A 16,121-nucleotide genomic window follows, 5' to 3' on the forward strand; every position below is an offset into this window, starting at 1 on the left:
ACAGCCCGGGCAGGCCGCCCAAGGCGGAGGGTTCTTAGGCGGACTTTTGGTTCCTTTTCGTCCGTCCGAAAAGGAACCCGTGCCGCGCGGCGGAACGCGCTCGTATTTCTTGCCGCTTGGAAAGCGGCAATTCCCGCGATAGCCCCGCCGGGCGCAGCGAGGTAAACTCAAGAGGATTCCGCCGGGCGGCCGTCGGCGGGACACGCCTCCGGCACTAGGCCTGCGGGCCGTCGCAGCGCGGCAACCTCCGCCGCTCACGGGCGGCAAATGCCGCCTTTATTTTTTGCAGAGCTCAACCGCGATCCGCGAGGCCAGCCGCGCGTTGTTATACACAAGCTCGATGTTGGCTTCGAGGCTCTTGCCGGCGGTGATCTGCTGGATCCGGTCGAGCAGGAAGGGAGTCAGCTCCTTGCCCTTGACGCCCTTCTGCGCGGCCTCGGCGCAGGCGTCCTCGATGGTGCGGGAGATGTAGTCGTGGTCCATGGCGTACTGCTCGGGGATGGGGTTGGTGACCAGCATGCCGCCGCGGAGTCCCAGGTCCTCCTTGGCAGAAAACGCCGCCGCAATCTCCTCGGGGGTATCCATGCGGTAATCGACCTTGAAACCGCTCTTGCGCGTATAGAAGGCGGGAAGCTCCTCCGTCTGGTAGCCCAGCACGGTGACGCCCTTCGTCTCCAGGTATTCGAGCGTGAGCCCGAGGTCAAGGATCGACTTGGCGCCGGCGCAGACCACCATGACGGGGGTTTCGGCCAGCTCCTCCAGGTCGGCGGAGATGTCCATCGTCGTCTCGGCGCCGCGGTGCACGCCGCCCACGCCGCCAGTGGCGAAGACCTGGACCCCGGCCAGCGCGGAGAGGATCATCGTGGCGGCCACCGTGGTGGCGCCGTCCTCGCCGCGGGCGCAGAGCACCGGCAGATCGCGGCGGCTGGCCTTGATGACGCCGAGCCCCTTCTTGCCCAGATGAGTGATCTCCTCCTCCGAGATGCCCACCTTCAGCTTGCCGCCGATGACGGCCACCGTCGCGGGTTCGGCGCCGCAGCTCCGGACGACCTCCTCCACCTTGAGGGCGGTTTCGACGTTGCGCGGATAGGGCATGCCGTGAGAGATGATGGTGGATTCCAGCGTGACCACCGGACGGTTGTTGTCGAGGGCCTCCCGGATACGGGGGGAAACTTCGAGGTATTTTTCAAGACGGTTCATGATACGGACACTCCTTCTCGTCAATTTGATTTATTCATCGGGGGTCGGTGTGGGCGCCCCCGTGATTGCCAGGATGGATTCCGCGCTGATGCGCGGACTGATCGTCTCGGCGCTTTCGATGCAGATGTCGGCCGCGGCCAGCCCGGCCTTGGCGCAGTCCCGCAGCGAAAAGCCCTGCCGCCAGCCCCAGGCGAGCGCTGCCATGAAGCTGTCGCCGGCGCCGGTGCTGTTGACCATGTGGGAGGGATAGGCGGGCAGGTGGAACTGCTCGTGGCGGTCGGCGCAGAAAACGCCCTTGGAGCCGAGGGAGAGGAACACCTGCTCGACCCCCATGTCCAGAAAGCGGCGGGCGGCGCGGCGGAGCGAATCCTCGTCGCGGATCTCGATACCGGTCAAAAGCTGCGCCTCAAGGAGGTTGGGCTTGATCGTGTGGATCTTGTAGAAGAGCCCGGCCAGCTTTTTCGCCTTGACGGTGGAGACGGTGTCGGCGAAGAGCGGGCAACGGCAGTTTTCCGCCAGGAACCGCAGGCTCTCCTCCGGCAGATTGGTGTCCATGATGCACAGGCTCGCGCGGTTGATCAGGTCCATCTTGCTCTCGAAAAAGCGCGGCGTGAGCTCCTCGTAGATGTCCATCTCGTTGATCGCGAGCTGCATCTCGCCGGTGTGGTCGGCGATGAACAGGTAGGTGGAGGTCGTCCCGCCCGGCACGGTCAGGGTGTCGTTCACATCGATCCCCAGACGGCGGCAGCCCTCTGCAAGCTGGTTGGCGTGGGGGTCGTCCCCGAAGGCCGTGATGAGCTTGACGTCCTCCCCCAGCAGCGCCAGGTTGTGGGCGATGTTGCGCGCCACGCCGCCCGGCGACAGCCGCACCTTGCCGGGGTTGGAATCCTGCGCCACGAGCGGGGCGTCCGGACGGCCGCTGATGTCCATATTGGCGCCGCCCACCACCACGATATAGGGATTTTTCTGCAGCAGGTAGCCCTTACCCTGAATGAAGCCCTTCTTCATCAGGTTGGAGATGTGCACCGCGACCGACGAACGGGCGATCCCGGCCCGCGCGGCCAGCTCCTGCTGGGAAATCAGCGGGTTATCCTCTATCCAGCGCAGAATCTGCCGCTCGCGTTCAGTGATCATGCTTCTCGCCCCTTAAACATATGTTTATTTAATTAATCTTATGCTTATATTCTAGCAGGCCAACCGCGCTTTGTCAAGACAAAAAAAGAAAAAAACGCCCCCGCTTTCGCGGGGGCGTTTTTAAACAATCGGGGGTTACCGTTCGCCCTTGCGGTAGGGCACGCCGTTGGCCTTCGGGGCCTCCGAACGGCCGACGAAGAGCACGAGCACCACCATTGTGAGCACATAGGGCAGCATGGCAAGCAGCTGGGAGGGGATGTAATCCATCCCGCCGAGCATGACCACCATCGCCTGGGCGAAGCCGAAGAGCAGGCAGGCGCGCAGCGCCCCCTGCGGGGTCCACTTGCCGAAGATCACGGCGGCCAGCGCGATGAAGCCGTGGCCGGAAATGACCGTCGGGCTGAAGTTGGAGACGACCGCCAGCGTCATGGCCGCGCCGCCGAAGCCGGCGAGAAGGCCCGAGAGGATGCAGCAGACGTAGCGGATCACGTAGATGTTGACGCCGAGCGAATCGGCCGCCGCGGGATGCTCGCCGCAGGCCAGCACCCGGAGGCCCCATTTGGTCTTGTAGAGGAAGAACCACATGGCGACGGTCAGCAGGATGGCCAGCGGCACCGTGATGTCGATGTTGATGGCGTTGATGGTCAGGTTGGAGGTGTCCATCCCGAGCAGCGACAGGATCTTCGGCAGCTTTTTGGGCACCGGCTGGGTCTGGGTCGCGCCGTCGAAGAAGAGCCGCGACAGGAAGAGCGCCAGCCCCAGGCCGATAAAGTTGATGGCGACGCCGGAGATGGTCTGGTTGCCCTGCAGGTGGATGGAAGCCACCGCATGGAGCACCGCCATGGCGGCCCCCGCCAGCCCGCCGATCAAAAATCCGAGCCACGGGCTCCCGGTGAAGTACCCCACCGCGGTGGCGACGAACGCGCCGATCGTCATCATGCCCTCGATGCCGATGTTGTCCACACCGGAACGCTGGGTGATGACCCCGCCGAGCGCCGCGAAGATGAGGGGCGCCGAATACATCAGGGTGATATTGATGGCAAGCAGGATGTTATTCAACATGTGAACCACCCCTTCTCTTGAGCCGTTCGGCGATCATCGGGTAGATGGAGACCAGCGCCACGCAGAAGACGATGGAGCCGATCATAATGTTGATGATCTCGCTCGGCGCGCCGATTTCCGACTGGATGGAGCCGCCCCCGTACTTGAGCCCGCTGAACAGCAGGCCGGAGAGCACGCAGCCGAGCGGATTGTTGTTTGCGATCAGCGAGACGGAGATGCCGTCCCAGCCGTAACCCTCGGTGACCGGCAGCACGCTGATGCGGAAGGGATTGGTGCCGAGGATCTGGATGGCGCCCGCCAGCGCCGCGATACCGCCTGAAATGAACATGGCCATGACCATGTTCTTCTTGACGCCGATGCCGGCAAATTCGGCGGCGTCCTTGTTGGCGCCGACCGCGCGCAGCTCAAAGCCCTTGGTCGTATGGTTGAGGTAGTACCAGGCGAGCAGCACGACCACAAGCGCGAGCAGAATGCCCCAGTGCAGGTCGGTGCGCAGGAAATCGCCCCAGAATGCGTTCGACTTGATGAACTCCTTGCCCGCTTCCGACTTCTTCCAGTCCCCCAGGAAAAGCAGCTTCGCGGTGTCCGCGACCTCGTAGGAGGCCTGAGAGCCGGGCTTCTTCACACCGGGCAGCGTGAGGATGAAGTTGTTGAAGTAGAGGGCGATCCAGTTGAGCATGATGGTGGAGATGACCTCATGCACGCCGAACCGGGCCTTGAGCCACCCGGCCAGCCCGCCGAACAGCCCGCCGAAGAGGAAGGCCAGCAGCAGGACCACCGCCGGATGGACGCCCATCGGCAGCAGGAAGTAGCGGCCCACCAGCGCGGCGGTCACGGTGCCGATCATGTACTGCCCCTCCGCGCCGATGTTGAAAAGCCCGCTCTTGTAGGCGAAGGAGACCGATAGACCGGTCAGGATGATCGGCACGGCGTTGATGACGATCTGGGAGACGTATTTCGGCTTCCGGAACATGCCGGCGAACATCGCGCCGTAGGCCTCCAGCGGGTTGTAGCCGGCCACCGCCAGCACCACCGCGCCGACAATGAAGCCGATCAGCACCGAAATGAGGATCCCGGTCATCGGTTTTTTGAGCAGCTTGATGAGTCGATCCCTCATGTCTGGTTCCCCCCTCCCGCCATCAGCAGGCCGATTTCCTTTTCATCGGCGCCCGCGGCGTCCATTTCGCCGACGATCCTGCCGTTATAGAGCACATTGATGCGGTCGGACAGGTCCATGACCTCGTCAAGCTCCAGGCTGATGAGCAGCACCGCTTTGCCGTGGTCCCGCTGCTCCACCAGCGACTTATGTACAAATTCAATGGCGCCCACGTCCAGTCCGCGTGTGGGCTGGACCGCGATCAGCAGGTCGGGGTCGTTGGTCACCTCGCGCGCGATGATCACCTTCTGCTGGTTGCCGCCCGACAGGGCGCGCGCCTCGGTCCGCACGCAGTCGGCGGGCCGCACGTCAAACTCCCCGATGAGCTTCTGGGCGTTCTCCTGAATCTTGGGGAAATTCAGCACGATGCCCTTGGAAAAAGGGGGTTTGCGGTAGTTTTCGATCACCATGTTCTCCGCCACCGAAAAGCTCAGCACCAGCCCGCGCTTGTGGCGGTCCTCATGGATGGTGCAGATGCCGTGGTCGAGCACGTTGCGCGTCGTCGTGTTCTGAATCTCGGCGCCGTTGATCACGATCCTGCCCCCGTCGCAGCGGGTCAGGCAGGTGATCGCCTCGACGAGCTCCTTCTGGCCGTTGCCGTCGATGCCGGCAATGCCGAGGATCTCGCCCTTGTGCACGTTCAGGGAGAGGCCGCGCAGCTTTTCGATGCCGCGGTTGTCCCTGACGGTGAGGTCCTCGATGGAAAACACCACGTCGCCGGGTGTGGCGGGCTTTTTTTCGATGTGCAGCGTGACCTCGCGCCCGACCATCTTCGTGGCCAGGTCCTCCTCGCTCTCCTCCGCGACCGACACCGTGTCCACATAGTGGCCCCGGCGGATGATGGTGCAGTAGTCGGAGGACTGCTTGATCTCGCGCAGCTTGTGGGTGATGATGATGACCGTCTTGCCGTCTCCGACCAGGCGGTGCATGATTTCGATCAGTTCCTCGATCTCCTGCGGGGTCAGAACCGCCGTGGGCTCGTCGAGGATCAGGATATCCACGCCGCGGTAGAGGGCTTTCAGGATCTCCACCCTCTGCTGCATGCCGACCGAAACGTCCTGGATCTTGGCGTCGGGGTCCACATAGAGGCCATACCGTTCGGAGAGCTCCCGGATCTGCGCCTTGACCGACTCGAGGTCCAGCACGTCGAAGCCCTTCGTGGTCTCCGCGCCGAGCATGATATTCTGTGTGACGGTGAAATTCTCCACCAGCATGAAGTGCTGGTGGACCATGCCGATGCCGTGTTTGATCGCCACGCTCGGGTTCTTGACCTCCACCGGCTCCCCGTTGAGGAGGATCTCCCCCTCGTCCGCCCGGTAGAAGCCGTACAGGATGTTCATGAGCGTGGATTTCCCCGCGCCGTTCTCACCGAGCAGCGCGTGGATCGTACCTTTTCTGACATTCAAATCCACATGATCCAACGCGCAGAAGCTGCCGAAATACTTGCAGATCTGCTTCATCTGGACCGCGTATTGGGGGGTTCCCGCTTCCATAACCTGCCTCCTCGCCAACAACAATCTGCATCAGGGTCCCGGCCGCGGCGGGCCGGGAAGCGCGTCCGCGCCCCCTGGCTAAAAAAGGGCTGCCGCAGGAAACCCGCAAGGGGTTCCATCTGCCATAACAGCCCTTTTGGGCCCGCGGGGGCAAAAGCCCCCGCGGGCAAATAACGCTCTACAGGCGAATCTTACAGGTTGGCCACGAAGGCGTCGAAGTCCTCCTGGGTGTAGGGGACAACGATCTCGCCGTCGATGATCTTCTGCTGCAGTTCGTCCACCTGGGCGAGCAGCTCGGCGGACAGGTGCTTGTCGGAGGAGGGGGCGATGCCCACGCCGCCTTCCGCCAGGCCCATGGTGACGTTGGTGCCGCCCAGCTCTTCGCCGTCCATGATGCGCCCGGTGATGTCGTAAACAGCGTTGCCGACGTTCTTCAGCGCGGAGGTGATGACGTTGTCGGGAGCCAAGAAGTTCTGGTCAAGGTCGACGCCGATGACCATCTTGTTCATCTCTTTGGCGGCCTCGATGGCGCCGCTGCCCGTCTGGCCGGCCGCGTGGAAGATCACGTCGGCGCCGTCGGTGTACATCTTCTGCGCCATGGCCTTGCCCTTGGCGGTGTCGCTGAAGCTCTCGGCCAGCGCGAAGTCATACTGGATCTCCTTGCCGAGCTCCTTGGCGCCGTAGCGCACGCCGGCCTCATAGCCGTATTTGAAGCGGTCCATGACGGGGCTCTCCATGCCGAGCAGGAAGCCGACATGGTTCGTCTCGGTCTTGTGGGCGGCGATGTAGCCGACCAGGAAGGAGGACTGCTCCGCCTGGAACTGCACGCCGATGGCGTTCGGGTACTGGCCGTCCTCAAAGACGTCGTCGACGAGCGCGTAGCGCTGGTCGGGGTTGCTCTCGGCGGCCGCGGCCAGCGCGTCCTTCATCAGGAAGCCGATGCCCCAGACGATGTCCGGCGCGTCGTCGGTGACCTTGGCCAGGTTGGGCGCGTAGTCGGCGTCCTTCTTGGACTCGAGGAAGCTGACCTTGACGCCCTTGTCGCTCTCGAGGCGCTGCATGCCCTCCCAGGCGGACTGGTTGAAGGACTGGTCGTTGATTCCGCCGACGTCGGTGACGAGCGCGGCGGAAAATGCTCCGTCGGTCGGAGCGGCGTCGTCCGCGGGCTCCTCAGCGGGCTCGGCGGAGGGGGCCGTCTCGGCGGGCGCCGTGGAGGACGGGGTCTCGGGGGTGCCGCCGCACGCGGCGAGCATGCCGGCGACGAGAACCATAGCCAGAATCGTACTCAGTAATTTCGTCTTTTTCATAATTTTCTCCTTTATTGCATTTTGAATGAATCTGCCGGCGGAAACCGGCAGGATCAAACCGTTATCAAAGCAGGTCCTCGGGACCGAAGGATTCGGGCAGCAGCTGCTCCAGCGTATACTCCCGGATATCCGCTTCCTTTTCGCTCACGGCCACATAGACCTTCATGCCCGGCACGGCGAATTCCCGCAGGAACTGGCGGCAGATGCCGCAGGGGAAGGCGTAGCCCCGCTCCTCCGGCTTCGCGTCGCGGTGCCAGCCGACGACCGCGATCTCCGCGAAACGCTTCTCCCCCTCGAAGACCGCCCGCAGGGCGGCGTTGCGCTCGGCGCAGATGCCCGCGCCGTAGGAGGCGTTTTCCACATTGCAGCCCTGGTAGACCTTGCCGCCCGAAGTGAGCAGCGCCGCGCCGACGCGGAAATTCGAATAGGGGGAATAACTGCTCTCCCGCGCTTCGATCGCCAGGCGCACCAATTCTTTCTTATCCATTTCAGCAGCGTCCTTTCCCGCATGGGAGGCGGCTTTCCGCCTCCGCTCCGCTTACAAAAAATCCGGCTTTTCCGCTCGCCGCGCCTACGCGCCGAAGATGGAAAACACCGGTTCCAAGTGGGCAGTTTGTCCCACCGATTACGGTTTCAGTATAACACAGCCGCTCGAAATGTAAAGGCTATCTTTCTAAATTTTTCAGAAATTGCAGATATTGGCTTTCTTTTTTGGCACAGGCTACAAAACTTCTGCTTAGGACAAATTACACTTTTTCAATCCGGAACTTTCCATTCCGCTTGGGCAAAACGTACAGTCATACCGCTTGTTCGCTGTGCATGCCTACAAAGAATCCAAAAAGGGACTCGTGTCCTTTTTTTCCGTTTTCAGCGTTGCTATAATAAACATGGAGGAACGAAAAGCACAAAACGCGGCCTCCCCGGCCCGAATGGCCGCGCGTTGAGAGGAGCGGAAAACGGATGCAGTTTGCCGACTGGCTACAATCAGAACCCATGCCGCTGGCGGCCCGTCTGCGCAAGCTCTTCGCGGGCTTTCCGTCCGACGCCCCCGTGCTGACGGCCGAGGCCCGCGCGGGCGAGCACATCATCCGCCAGGACGAACCCCTGCGGCTCCGTCTGCGTGCTGCTCGAGGGGCGCGTCACCGTCTCGGGCATCCAGCCCGGCTACGCCACCTACACCTTCTCCGATTTCGACGCGATCGAGTTTTTCGGGGAATACGAGGCGCTCTCCGGCGCCGACCGCTTTTTTGCGCAGGTGCAGGCGAAGACCCGCTGCCGCCTGCTGCGGCTGCCCGCCTCCAGCTATATGCAGTGGATTCTGTCGGACAGCGGCATCATGCTCTCCCGGGTGCGGGCGGTCATGCAGAGCCTGCTGCTTCAGGCGGACCGGGAGCGCAGCTTCCTCTTCCTGGACAGCGAAAGCCGGCTGCTGCAGTTTTTGACCGGCTTTTGCACGCGAAATCCCGCGGAGGACGGGGAGCCGGTCGTCGTGGAGATGACCCGTTCCGCCATCTGTGAGGAAACCGGCTTCTGCGTGCGCACCATCAACCGCAGCATCCGCCGCCTCGAGCAGGACGGATTCCTGACCGTGCGGCGCGGCAAGATCACCGTCTCGCCGCAGCAGGAGCAGCGGATGCGCAGGGAGCTGGCCCTGCGGATCGGGCGATAATGCTGTAACAAAACAATTCACATATCGACAGTGGATGAATGGAGGATTTGATTATGGTTGATCTGGAAAATATCCGCAAAATTGTAACATCCCGCGAACTCACCCATGAGCAGAAGCTCATGCAGCTTGCGAAGGCGGCGGAAAACTCGCTGGACGTGCTGAATATCCCGCCGCGCACCAGGCATTTCTTCGAGACGGGCGCCATCAACGACCTCTTTGAGGGCGGCGCGCCCTACCGTCCGCGCTACATCCTGCCCGACTATGAAAAATTCGTCAAAAACGGCAGCGCGTTTTTGCGCGTGGACCCGCCCAAGGACCTCGACGAGCTGCTCAACGCCCTGATGATCCTCTACCGCCACGTGCCGTCGATCACCAACTTCCCGGTCTATCTGGGCAGCCTCGACACGCTCATCGACCCCTTCCTCGACGGGCTCTCCGACGAGGATATCTGCAAGAAGCTGCGCCTCTTCCTCAACTACCTTGACCGCACCATCACCGACTCCTTCTGCCACGCCAACCTCGGCCCCAGGGACACGAGGGCCGGACGGCTGATCCTCAAGGTGGAGAAGGAGCTCGCCAACACGGTGCCGAACATGACCATCAAATACGATCCGGCCGTCACGCCCGACGACTTCATGGAGGAGGCCATTGAGTGCTCGCTCGCCTGCTCCAACCCGGCCATCTGCAACGACGTGGCCAACCGCGCCCCCTTCGACCGTTACGGCGTGGCCAGCTGCTACAACATCCTGCCGATCTGCGGCGGGGCCTACACCCTCACCCGCGTCACCCTGACCGAGCTGGTCAAGGAGGCGGTGAACGAGGAGCAGTTTATCGGGGAGCTTCTGCCCGAATGCCTTGGCCTCATCGCCGATTACATGAACGAGCGCATCCGCTTCATCGTCGAGCAGTCCGGCTTCTTTGAGTCCAACTTCCTCGTGAAGGAGGGCCTGCTTTCCCCCGACCGCTTCCTGCCTATGTTCGGCGTGACCGGTCTGGCCGAGTGCGTCAACGCGCTGATGGCCGACCAGGGGAAGGTCTACGGCCGCGATCCCGAGGCGGATGATCTCGGGCAGCGGATCATGGACGCCATCGCGCGCATCGTCCCCACCTTCACGGCGGCCTACTCCCCCATCTCCGGCAACAAATTCATGCTGCACGCGCAGGTGGGTCTCGATTCCGACCTCGGCATCACGTCGGGCGTGCGCATCCCCGTGGGCGGCGAGCCGGATTCCTTCTCCGACCATCTGCGCCACTGCGCCCGCTTCCACAAGTACTTCCCCACCGGCGTGGGCGACATCTTCCCTATCGCCTCCAACGTGACCCAGAACCCGGCCGCGCTGCTCGACGTGGTCAAGGGCGCCTTCCAGACCGGCGTGCAGTACATGAGCTTCTATTCGGCCGACACCGACCTCGTGCGCATCACCGGCTACCTGGTCAAGCGCAGCGAGATGGAGAAATACCGCAACCACCAGGTCGTCCTCAAGAACACGACCCAGCTGGGCGCGCCCAACTACGACGTGAACCGGCTGGCGGAACGCAAGGTGCGGATGGCATGAAAAACGCCGCTCCGGTCAACCGAATCATCCCCTTCAGCACGGTGGACGGCCCGGGCAGCCGGACCTCCATCTTCGTGCAGGGCTGCAACATCGCCTGCGCCTACTGCCACAATCCCGAGACGCAGCGGATGTGCGTCCACTGCGGCGACTGCGTGCCGGGCTGCCCGGCGGGCGCCCTCTCGATGGTCGACGGGCGTGTCGTCTGGGACGAGGCGCTCTGCGCCTGGTGCGACAGCTGCATCCGCACCTGCTCCCACCACGCCTCCCCGCGCGTCCTCTGGATGACGCCGGAGGACGCGATGGAGCGTGTTTCCCGAAACATCCCCTTCATCCGGGGCATCACCGTCTCGGGCGGGGAATGCTCCCTCTACCCCGGCTTTTTGACCGGGCTCTTCACCCTTGCGAAGGAGCGGGGGCTCACCTGCCTCATGGACAGCAACGGCACGGCGGACCTCGCGCGGCACCCCGCGCTCATGGAGGTCTGCGACGGCGTCATGCTGGACGTGAAAAGCTGGGACCCCGCCGTCCACCGGGCGCTTACCGGCGCGGACAACGCCGCCGTCAAAAAGAACCTCGCCTTCCTCTCCGAGACAGGCAAGCTGGAAGAACTGCGCCTCGTGGTCGTCGACGGCCTTGTGGACGCAGAGGCGGTCATCGCGGGCGCCGCGGAGACGCTCGGGCCGCGTGCCGCCGAAACCCGTCTCAAGCTCATCACCTTCCGCCCCCAGGGGGTGCGCGGGCGGCTGGAAAACCACCCCTCCCCCAGCCGGGAGACGATCGAGCGGCTGGGCGAACTTGCCCGCGGGGCCGGCTTCCGGGAGATCCGGCTCATCTGAATCAGATCAAAGAGGCCCCGCGCCTGCGTTCTGCAGGCGCGGGGCCTTTTCCCTTTCACGCCAAAGGACAAAAAGCGGCCGCCCGGACGGGCGGCCGCTTCTTTATGGGATCTTATTCGTTGATCTTGATGACAACGCCCGAACCAACGGTACGGCCGCCCTCACGAATCGCGAAGCGGAGGCCTTCCTCGATCGCGATCTCGGTGATCAGCTCAACGTCCATCTCGACGTTGTCGCCAGGCATGCACATCTCGATGCCCTCAGGCAGGGAGACGACGCCGGTCACGTCGGTGGTACGGAAATAGAACTGCGGACGATAGTTGTTGAAGAACGGGGTGTGACGGCCGCCCTCTTCCTTTTTCAGGATGTAGACCTGGCCGCGGAACTTGGTGTACGGATGGATCGAGCCGGGTTTGCAGAGAACCTGGCCGCGCTCGATCTCGGTGCGCTGAATGCCGCGGAGCAGGGCGCCGATGTTGTCGCCGGCCTCGGCGTAGTCGAGGATCTTGCGGAACATCTCGATGCCGGTAACGACGGTCTTCTTCTTCTCGTCGGAAAGACCGACGATCTCGACCTCGTCGCCAGTCTTCAGCTGGCCACGCTCGACACGGCCGGTGGCGACGGTGCCGCGGCCGGTGATGGTGAAGACGTCCTCAACGGGCATCAGGAACGGCAGGTCGGCCTTGCGCTCCGGAGTCGGGATATACTCGTCGACAGCGTCCATGAGCTCGAGGATGCTGGCATACTCGGGCGCGCTCGGGTCGGTGCTGGTGCACTCGAGGGCCTGCAGCGCGGAGCCCTTGATGATGGGGATGTCGTCGCCGGGGAAGTCGTAGCTGGAGAGCAGCTCACGGATTTCCATCTCGACGAGCTCGAGCAGCTCGGGATCGTCGACCTGGTCGACCTTGTTCATATAGACGACAATGTAGGGAACGCCGACCTGACGGGCAAGCAGGATGTGCTCACGGGTCTGGGGCATCGGACCGTCGGCGGAGGAGACGACGAGGATCGCGCCGTCCATCTGCGCGGCGCCGGTGATCATGTTCTTGACGTAGTCGGCATGTCCCGGGCAGTCGACATGCGCGTAGTGGCGCTTGTCGGTCTCGTACTCAACGTGCGCGGTGTTGATGGTGATGCCGCGCTCCCTCTCTTCAGGGGCCTTATCGATCATGTCATACGCTTCGAACTGGGCCTGGCCCTTCATCGCGAGAACCTTGGTGATCGCCGCGGTCAGCGTGGTCTTGCCGTGGTCGACGTGTCCGATCGTACCAATGTTGACATGGGGCTTGTTTCTTTCAAAATGTGCCTTTGCCATCGAAAATTTCCTCCCTTATGATCAAGAATTTTATTCACGGGGATATTCCTGTGCCGGCGCTGGTAGTCCGCCGGGCCTGATGCTTGTATTCTACCAATTCGCAGGGGAAAAAGCAAGTCTTATTCGGCTTTTTTGCCCCTGGAGGACATAATTCCTTCCGCGATCGACTTCGGAACCTCGATGTAGTGGCTGGGCTCCATGACATAGTTGCCGCGGCCCTGCGTCTTGGAACGCAGGTCGTTGGAGTAGCCGGACATCTCGGAGAGCGGGACGAACGCCCGGATCTCCTGCGCGCCGAAGACGGCGTCCATGCCCTGGATCTGTCCGCGGCGGCTGTTCAGGTCGCCGATGACGTCGCCCATGTAGTCCTCCGGCGTGGTGACGGAGACCTTCATGATCGGTTCGAGCAGGACCGGGTCGGCCTTCTGCATGGCCATCTTGAACGCCATCGAAGCGGCGATCTTAAACGCCATTTCGGAGGAGTCGACCTCGTGGTAGGAGCCGTCGTACAGCGTGACCTTCACGTCGACGACCGGATAGCCGGCGAGCACGCCCGCCTGCATCGCGCCCTGAATACCCTGGTCGATCGGACCGATGTATTCCTTCGGGATGGCGCCGCCCACGATCGCGTTGACGAACTCGTAGCCCTTGCCGCTCTCGTTGGGTTCGATGCGGATCTTGACGTGTCCGTACTGGCCCTTACCGCCCGACTGGCGCGCATATTTGTGGTCGACGTCGGCCATCTTGCGGATGGTCTCCTTGTAGGCGACCTGCGGCTTGCCGACGTTCGCCTCGACCTTGAATTCCCTCAGCAGGCGGTCGACGATGATCTCCAGATGGAGCTCGCCCATGCCCGCGATGATCGTCTGGCCGGTCTCCTGATCGGTGTAGGTGCGGAAGGTGGGGTCCTCCTCGGCCAATTTGCCCAGGCCGATCGCCATCTTCTCCTGGCCGGCCTTGGTCTTCGGCTCGATCGCCAGGTTGATGACCGGCTCGGGGAACTCCATCGACTCGAGGATGATCGGATGCTTGGGATCGCAGAGCGTGTCGCCCGTGGTGGTGTTCTTGAGCCCGACCGCCGCGGCGATGTCGCCGCAGTAGCAAACCTCAAGGTCCTTCCGGTGGTTGGCGTGCATCTGCAGGATGCGCCCGATGCGCTCGGTGGCGTCCTTGTTCGGGTTGTAGACGCCCGAGCCGGCCGCCAGCGTGCCGGAATAGACGCGGAAGAAGCAGAGCTTGCCGACATAGGGGTCGGTCGCGATCTTAAAAGCGAGCGCGGAGAACGGCTCGTTGTCGCTGACCTTGCGCTCCTCCTCCTGGTCGGTCTCCGGGTTGGTGCCCTTCACGTTCTCGATGTCGGTCGGAGCCGGCATGTAGTCGACGATCGCGTCGAGCAGCTTCTGGACGCCCTTGTTCTTATAGGAGGTGCCGCAGCAGACGGGGACCATCGTGTTGGCGATGGTGGACTTGCGGATCACCGCCTTGATCTCGTCGGTGGTGATCTCCTCGCCCGCGAGGTACTTCTCCATGAACGCCTCGTCGCACTCGGAGAGGTGCTCGAGCAGCTCCTCGCGGTACTGCTCCGCCTTCTCGCGCATGTCCTCGGGGATCTCCTCGACACGCATGTCCTTTCCGAGGTCGTCGTAATAGACGTCGGCCCTCATCTCGACAAGGTCGATGATGCCCTTGAACCAGGTCTCCGCGCCGATCGGGAGCTGGATCGGGACGGCGTTGCATTTGAGGCGCTGGCGCATCATGTCGATGACGCGGTAGAAATCCGCGCCCATGATGTCCATCTTATTGACATATCCCATGCGCGGGACATGGTATTTGTTCGCCTGGCGCCACACCGTCTCCGACTGCGGCTCGACGCCGCCCTTGGCGCAGAATACGGTCACCGAGCCGTCGAGCACTTTCAGCGAGCGCTCGACCTCGACGGTGAAGTCCACGTGTCCGGGGGTGTCGATGATGTTGATGCGGTGGTCCTTCCAATAACAGGTGGTCGCGGCGGAGGTGATCGTGATGCCACGCTCCTGCTCCTGCGCCATCCAGTCCATTGTCGCCGTGCCCTCGTGGGTCTCACCGATCTTGTGGTTGATGCCTGTGTAGTACAGGATACGCTCGGTGGTCGTCGTCTTGCCGGCGTCAATGTGGGCCATTATGCCAATGTTGCGGGTTAATTCCAGAGATACGTCTCTAGGCATAGTGTCCTCCCTTAATTTGCTTTCCGACGCCGGAACAGCTGATGCTGACGCCGCCGGGGAACGAAATAAAATACTCCGCGCCGCCGCTCACGCGGCCGCGCAAAGAAAGCGGATTACCAGCGATAATGTGCGAACGCCTTGTTGGCTTCGGCCATCTTGTGGGTATCCTCGCGTTTCTTGACCGCGCCGCCCTGCTGGTTGAGAGAATCCATGATCTCGCCGGCAAGGCGCTCTCTCATGGTCTTCTCGCCGCGGTTGCGCGAATAGGTGCAGAGCCACCGCAGGCCCAGGGTCTGACGGCGCTCCGGCCGGACCTCCATAGGCACCTGGTAAGTCGCGCCGCCGACACGGCGGGCCTTGACCTCCAGCACGGGCATGATGTTTTCCATCGACTGCTCGAACGCCTCCAGCGGGTCTTTGCCGGTCTTTTCCTTGACAATGTCGAATGCACCGTATACAATCTTCTGCGCCACGCCCTTTTTGCCGTCATACATGATGTTGTTGATCAGGCGTGTCACCAGCTTGGAATTGTACAGCGGGTCAGGCAAAACGTCACGTTTTGCAATTTGACCTCTTCTTGGCACTTCGCTTCCCTCCTTCATAATTAGTATGAAATCATTGGTACTCGAAAGTGACAAAACTCCCGTTCGTGCCAATCCCGGCTGCACACATCTATATGTTAGCCTGAAACTGGCAGATTATCAGTTGTTTTATTACTTCTTGGCACCAGCCTTCGGACGCTTCGCACCGTACTTGGAACGGGCCTGCATCCTCTTCGCGACACCTTGCGCGTCGAGCGTACCACGAACGATGTGGTAACGAACGCCAGGCAGATCCCTGACACGTCCGCCACGGATCAGCACCACGCTGTGTTCCTGAAGGTTGTGGCCGATACCCGGAATGTAGGACGTAACCTCAAATCCGTTGGACAGCCTGACCCTGGCGACTTTCCGCAGCGCAGAGTTCGGTTTTTTCGGGGTCGAAGTACGGATCGCCGTGCAGACGCCGCGCTTCTGCGGAGAAGTCTGATCGATGGCGACGCGTTTCTTGGCGTTCCATCCTTTCAGCAGCGCAGGAGCCGTGGATTTCTTTGCGGTAACCTCTCTACCCTTACGAACGAGCTGGTTAAAGGTTGGCATATTGCACCTCCTTACATAATAATAGACTTTATTTCCACGGGGCGAAGCTG

12 protein-coding genes and 2 pseudogenes are annotated in these 16,121 nt (G+C 62.3%); 3 read left to right on the forward strand and 11 right to left on the reverse strand.

The genetic code is table 11. The features are described from left to right. Nucleotides 1-276: 276 nt before the first annotated feature. From ACZO3G_RS09495 to ACZO3G_RS09525, 7 genes and pseudogenes are all read right to left on the reverse strand, one after another. A complete protein-coding gene (locus tag ACZO3G_RS09495; RefSeq protein WP_101549314.1) occupies nucleotides 277-1,200 on the reverse strand; it encodes a pseudouridine-5'-phosphate glycosidase in 924 nt (307 codons plus the stop codon). A 30-nt stretch (nucleotides 1,201-1,230) separates the two neighbouring features. Then, nucleotides 1,231-2,334: a PfkB family carbohydrate kinase gene (locus ACZO3G_RS09500; protein ID WP_276872668.1), complete on the reverse strand. Its 1,104-nt coding sequence runs from the start codon at nucleotides 2,332-2,334 to the stop codon at nucleotides 1,231-1,233. 135 nt (nucleotides 2,335-2,469) lie between these two features. After that, nucleotides 2,470-3,396, reverse strand: a complete 927-nt coding sequence (locus ACZO3G_RS09505; protein WP_276872664.1) for an ABC transporter permease — start codon at nucleotides 3,394-3,396, stop codon at nucleotides 2,470-2,472. Beyond that, the gene (locus ACZO3G_RS09510; protein ID WP_276872662.1) at nucleotides 3,386-4,513 is read right to left on the reverse strand and encodes an ABC transporter permease; all 1,128 of its coding nucleotides are present in this window, start codon (nucleotides 4,511-4,513) and stop codon (nucleotides 3,386-3,388) included. Before ACZO3G_RS09510 ends, ACZO3G_RS09505 begins: the two co-directional genes overlap by 11 nt. Next, the gene (locus ACZO3G_RS09515) at nucleotides 4,510-6,045 is read right to left on the reverse strand and encodes an ABC transporter ATP-binding protein (protein ID WP_276872660.1); all 1,536 of its coding nucleotides are present in this window, start codon (nucleotides 6,043-6,045) and stop codon (nucleotides 4,510-4,512) included. The genes ACZO3G_RS09510 and ACZO3G_RS09515 overlap by 4 nt, the downstream gene beginning before the upstream one ends. Before the next feature lie 191 nt (nucleotides 6,046-6,236). Beyond that, entirely contained in the window at nucleotides 6,237-7,352 is a 1,116-nt protein-coding gene (locus ACZO3G_RS09520; RefSeq protein ID WP_276872658.1) for a BMP family ABC transporter substrate-binding protein, read from the reverse strand. Nucleotides 7,353-7,416: 64 nt separating this feature from the next. Continuing rightward, a pseudogene (locus ACZO3G_RS09525) lies at nucleotides 7,417-7,842 on the reverse strand (cytidine deaminase); the annotation flags it as partial. A gap of 621 nt (nucleotides 7,843-8,463) precedes the next feature. On the opposite strand from ACZO3G_RS09525, the pseudogene ACZO3G_RS09530 reads away from it, so the two are divergent. The 3 genes and pseudogenes from ACZO3G_RS09530 to ACZO3G_RS09540 all read left to right on the forward strand — a co-directional run. Further along, nucleotides 8,464-9,021 (forward strand): annotated as a pseudogene (locus tag ACZO3G_RS09530) (Crp/Fnr family transcriptional regulator); the annotation flags it as partial. A 53-nt stretch (nucleotides 9,022-9,074) separates the two neighbouring features. Next, nucleotides 9,075-10,577, forward strand: a complete 1,503-nt coding sequence (locus tag ACZO3G_RS09535) for a YjjI family glycine radical enzyme (RefSeq protein ID WP_276872656.1) — start codon at nucleotides 9,075-9,077, stop codon at nucleotides 10,575-10,577. Further along, nucleotides 10,574-11,413 carry a YjjW family glycine radical enzyme activase gene (locus tag ACZO3G_RS09540; protein WP_276872654.1) on the forward strand — a complete coding sequence of 280 codons (840 nt, stop codon included), beginning with the start codon at nucleotides 10,574-10,576 and terminating at the stop codon, nucleotides 11,411-11,413. Before ACZO3G_RS09535 ends, ACZO3G_RS09540 begins: the two co-directional genes overlap by 4 nt. Before the next feature lie 112 nt (nucleotides 11,414-11,525). On the opposite strand, the gene tuf is transcribed toward ACZO3G_RS09540, so the two are convergent. The 4 genes from tuf to rpsL form a co-directional block, all read right to left on the reverse strand. Further along, nucleotides 11,526-12,728, reverse strand: coding sequence for an elongation factor Tu (gene tuf / locus ACZO3G_RS09545; RefSeq protein WP_101549297.1), 1,203 nt, complete (start codon nucleotides 12,726-12,728; stop codon nucleotides 11,526-11,528). Nucleotides 12,729-12,847: 119 nt separating this feature from the next. Next, a complete protein-coding gene (gene fusA, locus ACZO3G_RS09550) occupies nucleotides 12,848-14,932 on the reverse strand; it encodes an elongation factor G (protein ID WP_101549296.1) in 2,085 nt (694 codons plus the stop codon). 113 nt (nucleotides 14,933-15,045) lie between these two features. Continuing rightward, a complete protein-coding gene (rpsG, locus tag ACZO3G_RS09555; RefSeq protein WP_172439157.1) occupies nucleotides 15,046-15,516 on the reverse strand; it encodes a 30S ribosomal protein S7 in 471 nt (156 codons plus the stop codon). Nucleotides 15,517-15,645: 129 nt separating this feature from the next. Beyond that, on the reverse strand, nucleotides 15,646-16,071 hold the full coding sequence (rpsL, locus tag ACZO3G_RS09560) for a 30S ribosomal protein S12 (RefSeq protein ID WP_101549292.1): 426 nt from the start codon (nucleotides 16,069-16,071) through the stop codon (nucleotides 15,646-15,648). Nucleotides 16,072-16,121: the final 50 nt, after the last annotated feature.

This window comes from Anaerotruncus sp., from assembly GCF_057433415.1.

Coding starts and splice junctions, on each gene's coding strand:
- ACZO3G_RS09495 (WP_101549314.1), bottom strand. CDS start 1,200: ATGAACCGTCTTGAAAAATACCTCGAAGTTTCCCCCCGTATCCGGGAG.
- ACZO3G_RS09500 (WP_276872668.1), bottom strand. CDS start 2,334: ATGATCACTGAACGCGAGCGGCAGATTCTGCGCTGGATAGAGGATAAC.
- ACZO3G_RS09505 (WP_276872664.1), bottom strand. CDS start 3,396: ATGTTGAATAACATCCTGCTTGCCATCAATATCACCCTGATGTATTCG.
- ACZO3G_RS09510 (WP_276872662.1), bottom strand. CDS start 4,513: ATGAGGGATCGACTCATCAAGCTGCTCAAAAAACCGATGACCGGGATC.
- ACZO3G_RS09515 (WP_276872660.1), bottom strand. CDS start 6,045: ATGGAAGCGGGAACCCCCCAATACGCGGTCCAGATGAAGCAGATCTGC.
- ACZO3G_RS09520 (WP_276872658.1), bottom strand. CDS start 7,352: ATGAAAAAGACGAAATTACTGAGTACGATTCTGGCTATGGTTCTCGTC.
- ACZO3G_RS09535 (WP_276872656.1), top strand. CDS start 9,075: ATGGTTGATCTGGAAAATATCCGCAAAATTGTAACATCCCGCGAACTC.
- ACZO3G_RS09540 (WP_276872654.1), top strand. CDS start 10,574: ATGAAAAACGCCGCTCCGGTCAACCGAATCATCCCCTTCAGCACGGTG.
- tuf (WP_101549297.1), bottom strand. CDS start 12,728: ATGGCAAAGGCACATTTTGAAAGAAACAAGCCCCATGTCAACATTGGT.
- fusA (WP_101549296.1), bottom strand. CDS start 14,932: ATGCCTAGAGACGTATCTCTGGAATTAACCCGCAACATTGGCATAATG.
- rpsL (WP_101549292.1), bottom strand. CDS start 16,071: ATGCCAACCTTTAACCAGCTCGTTCGTAAGGGTAGAGAGGTTACCGCA.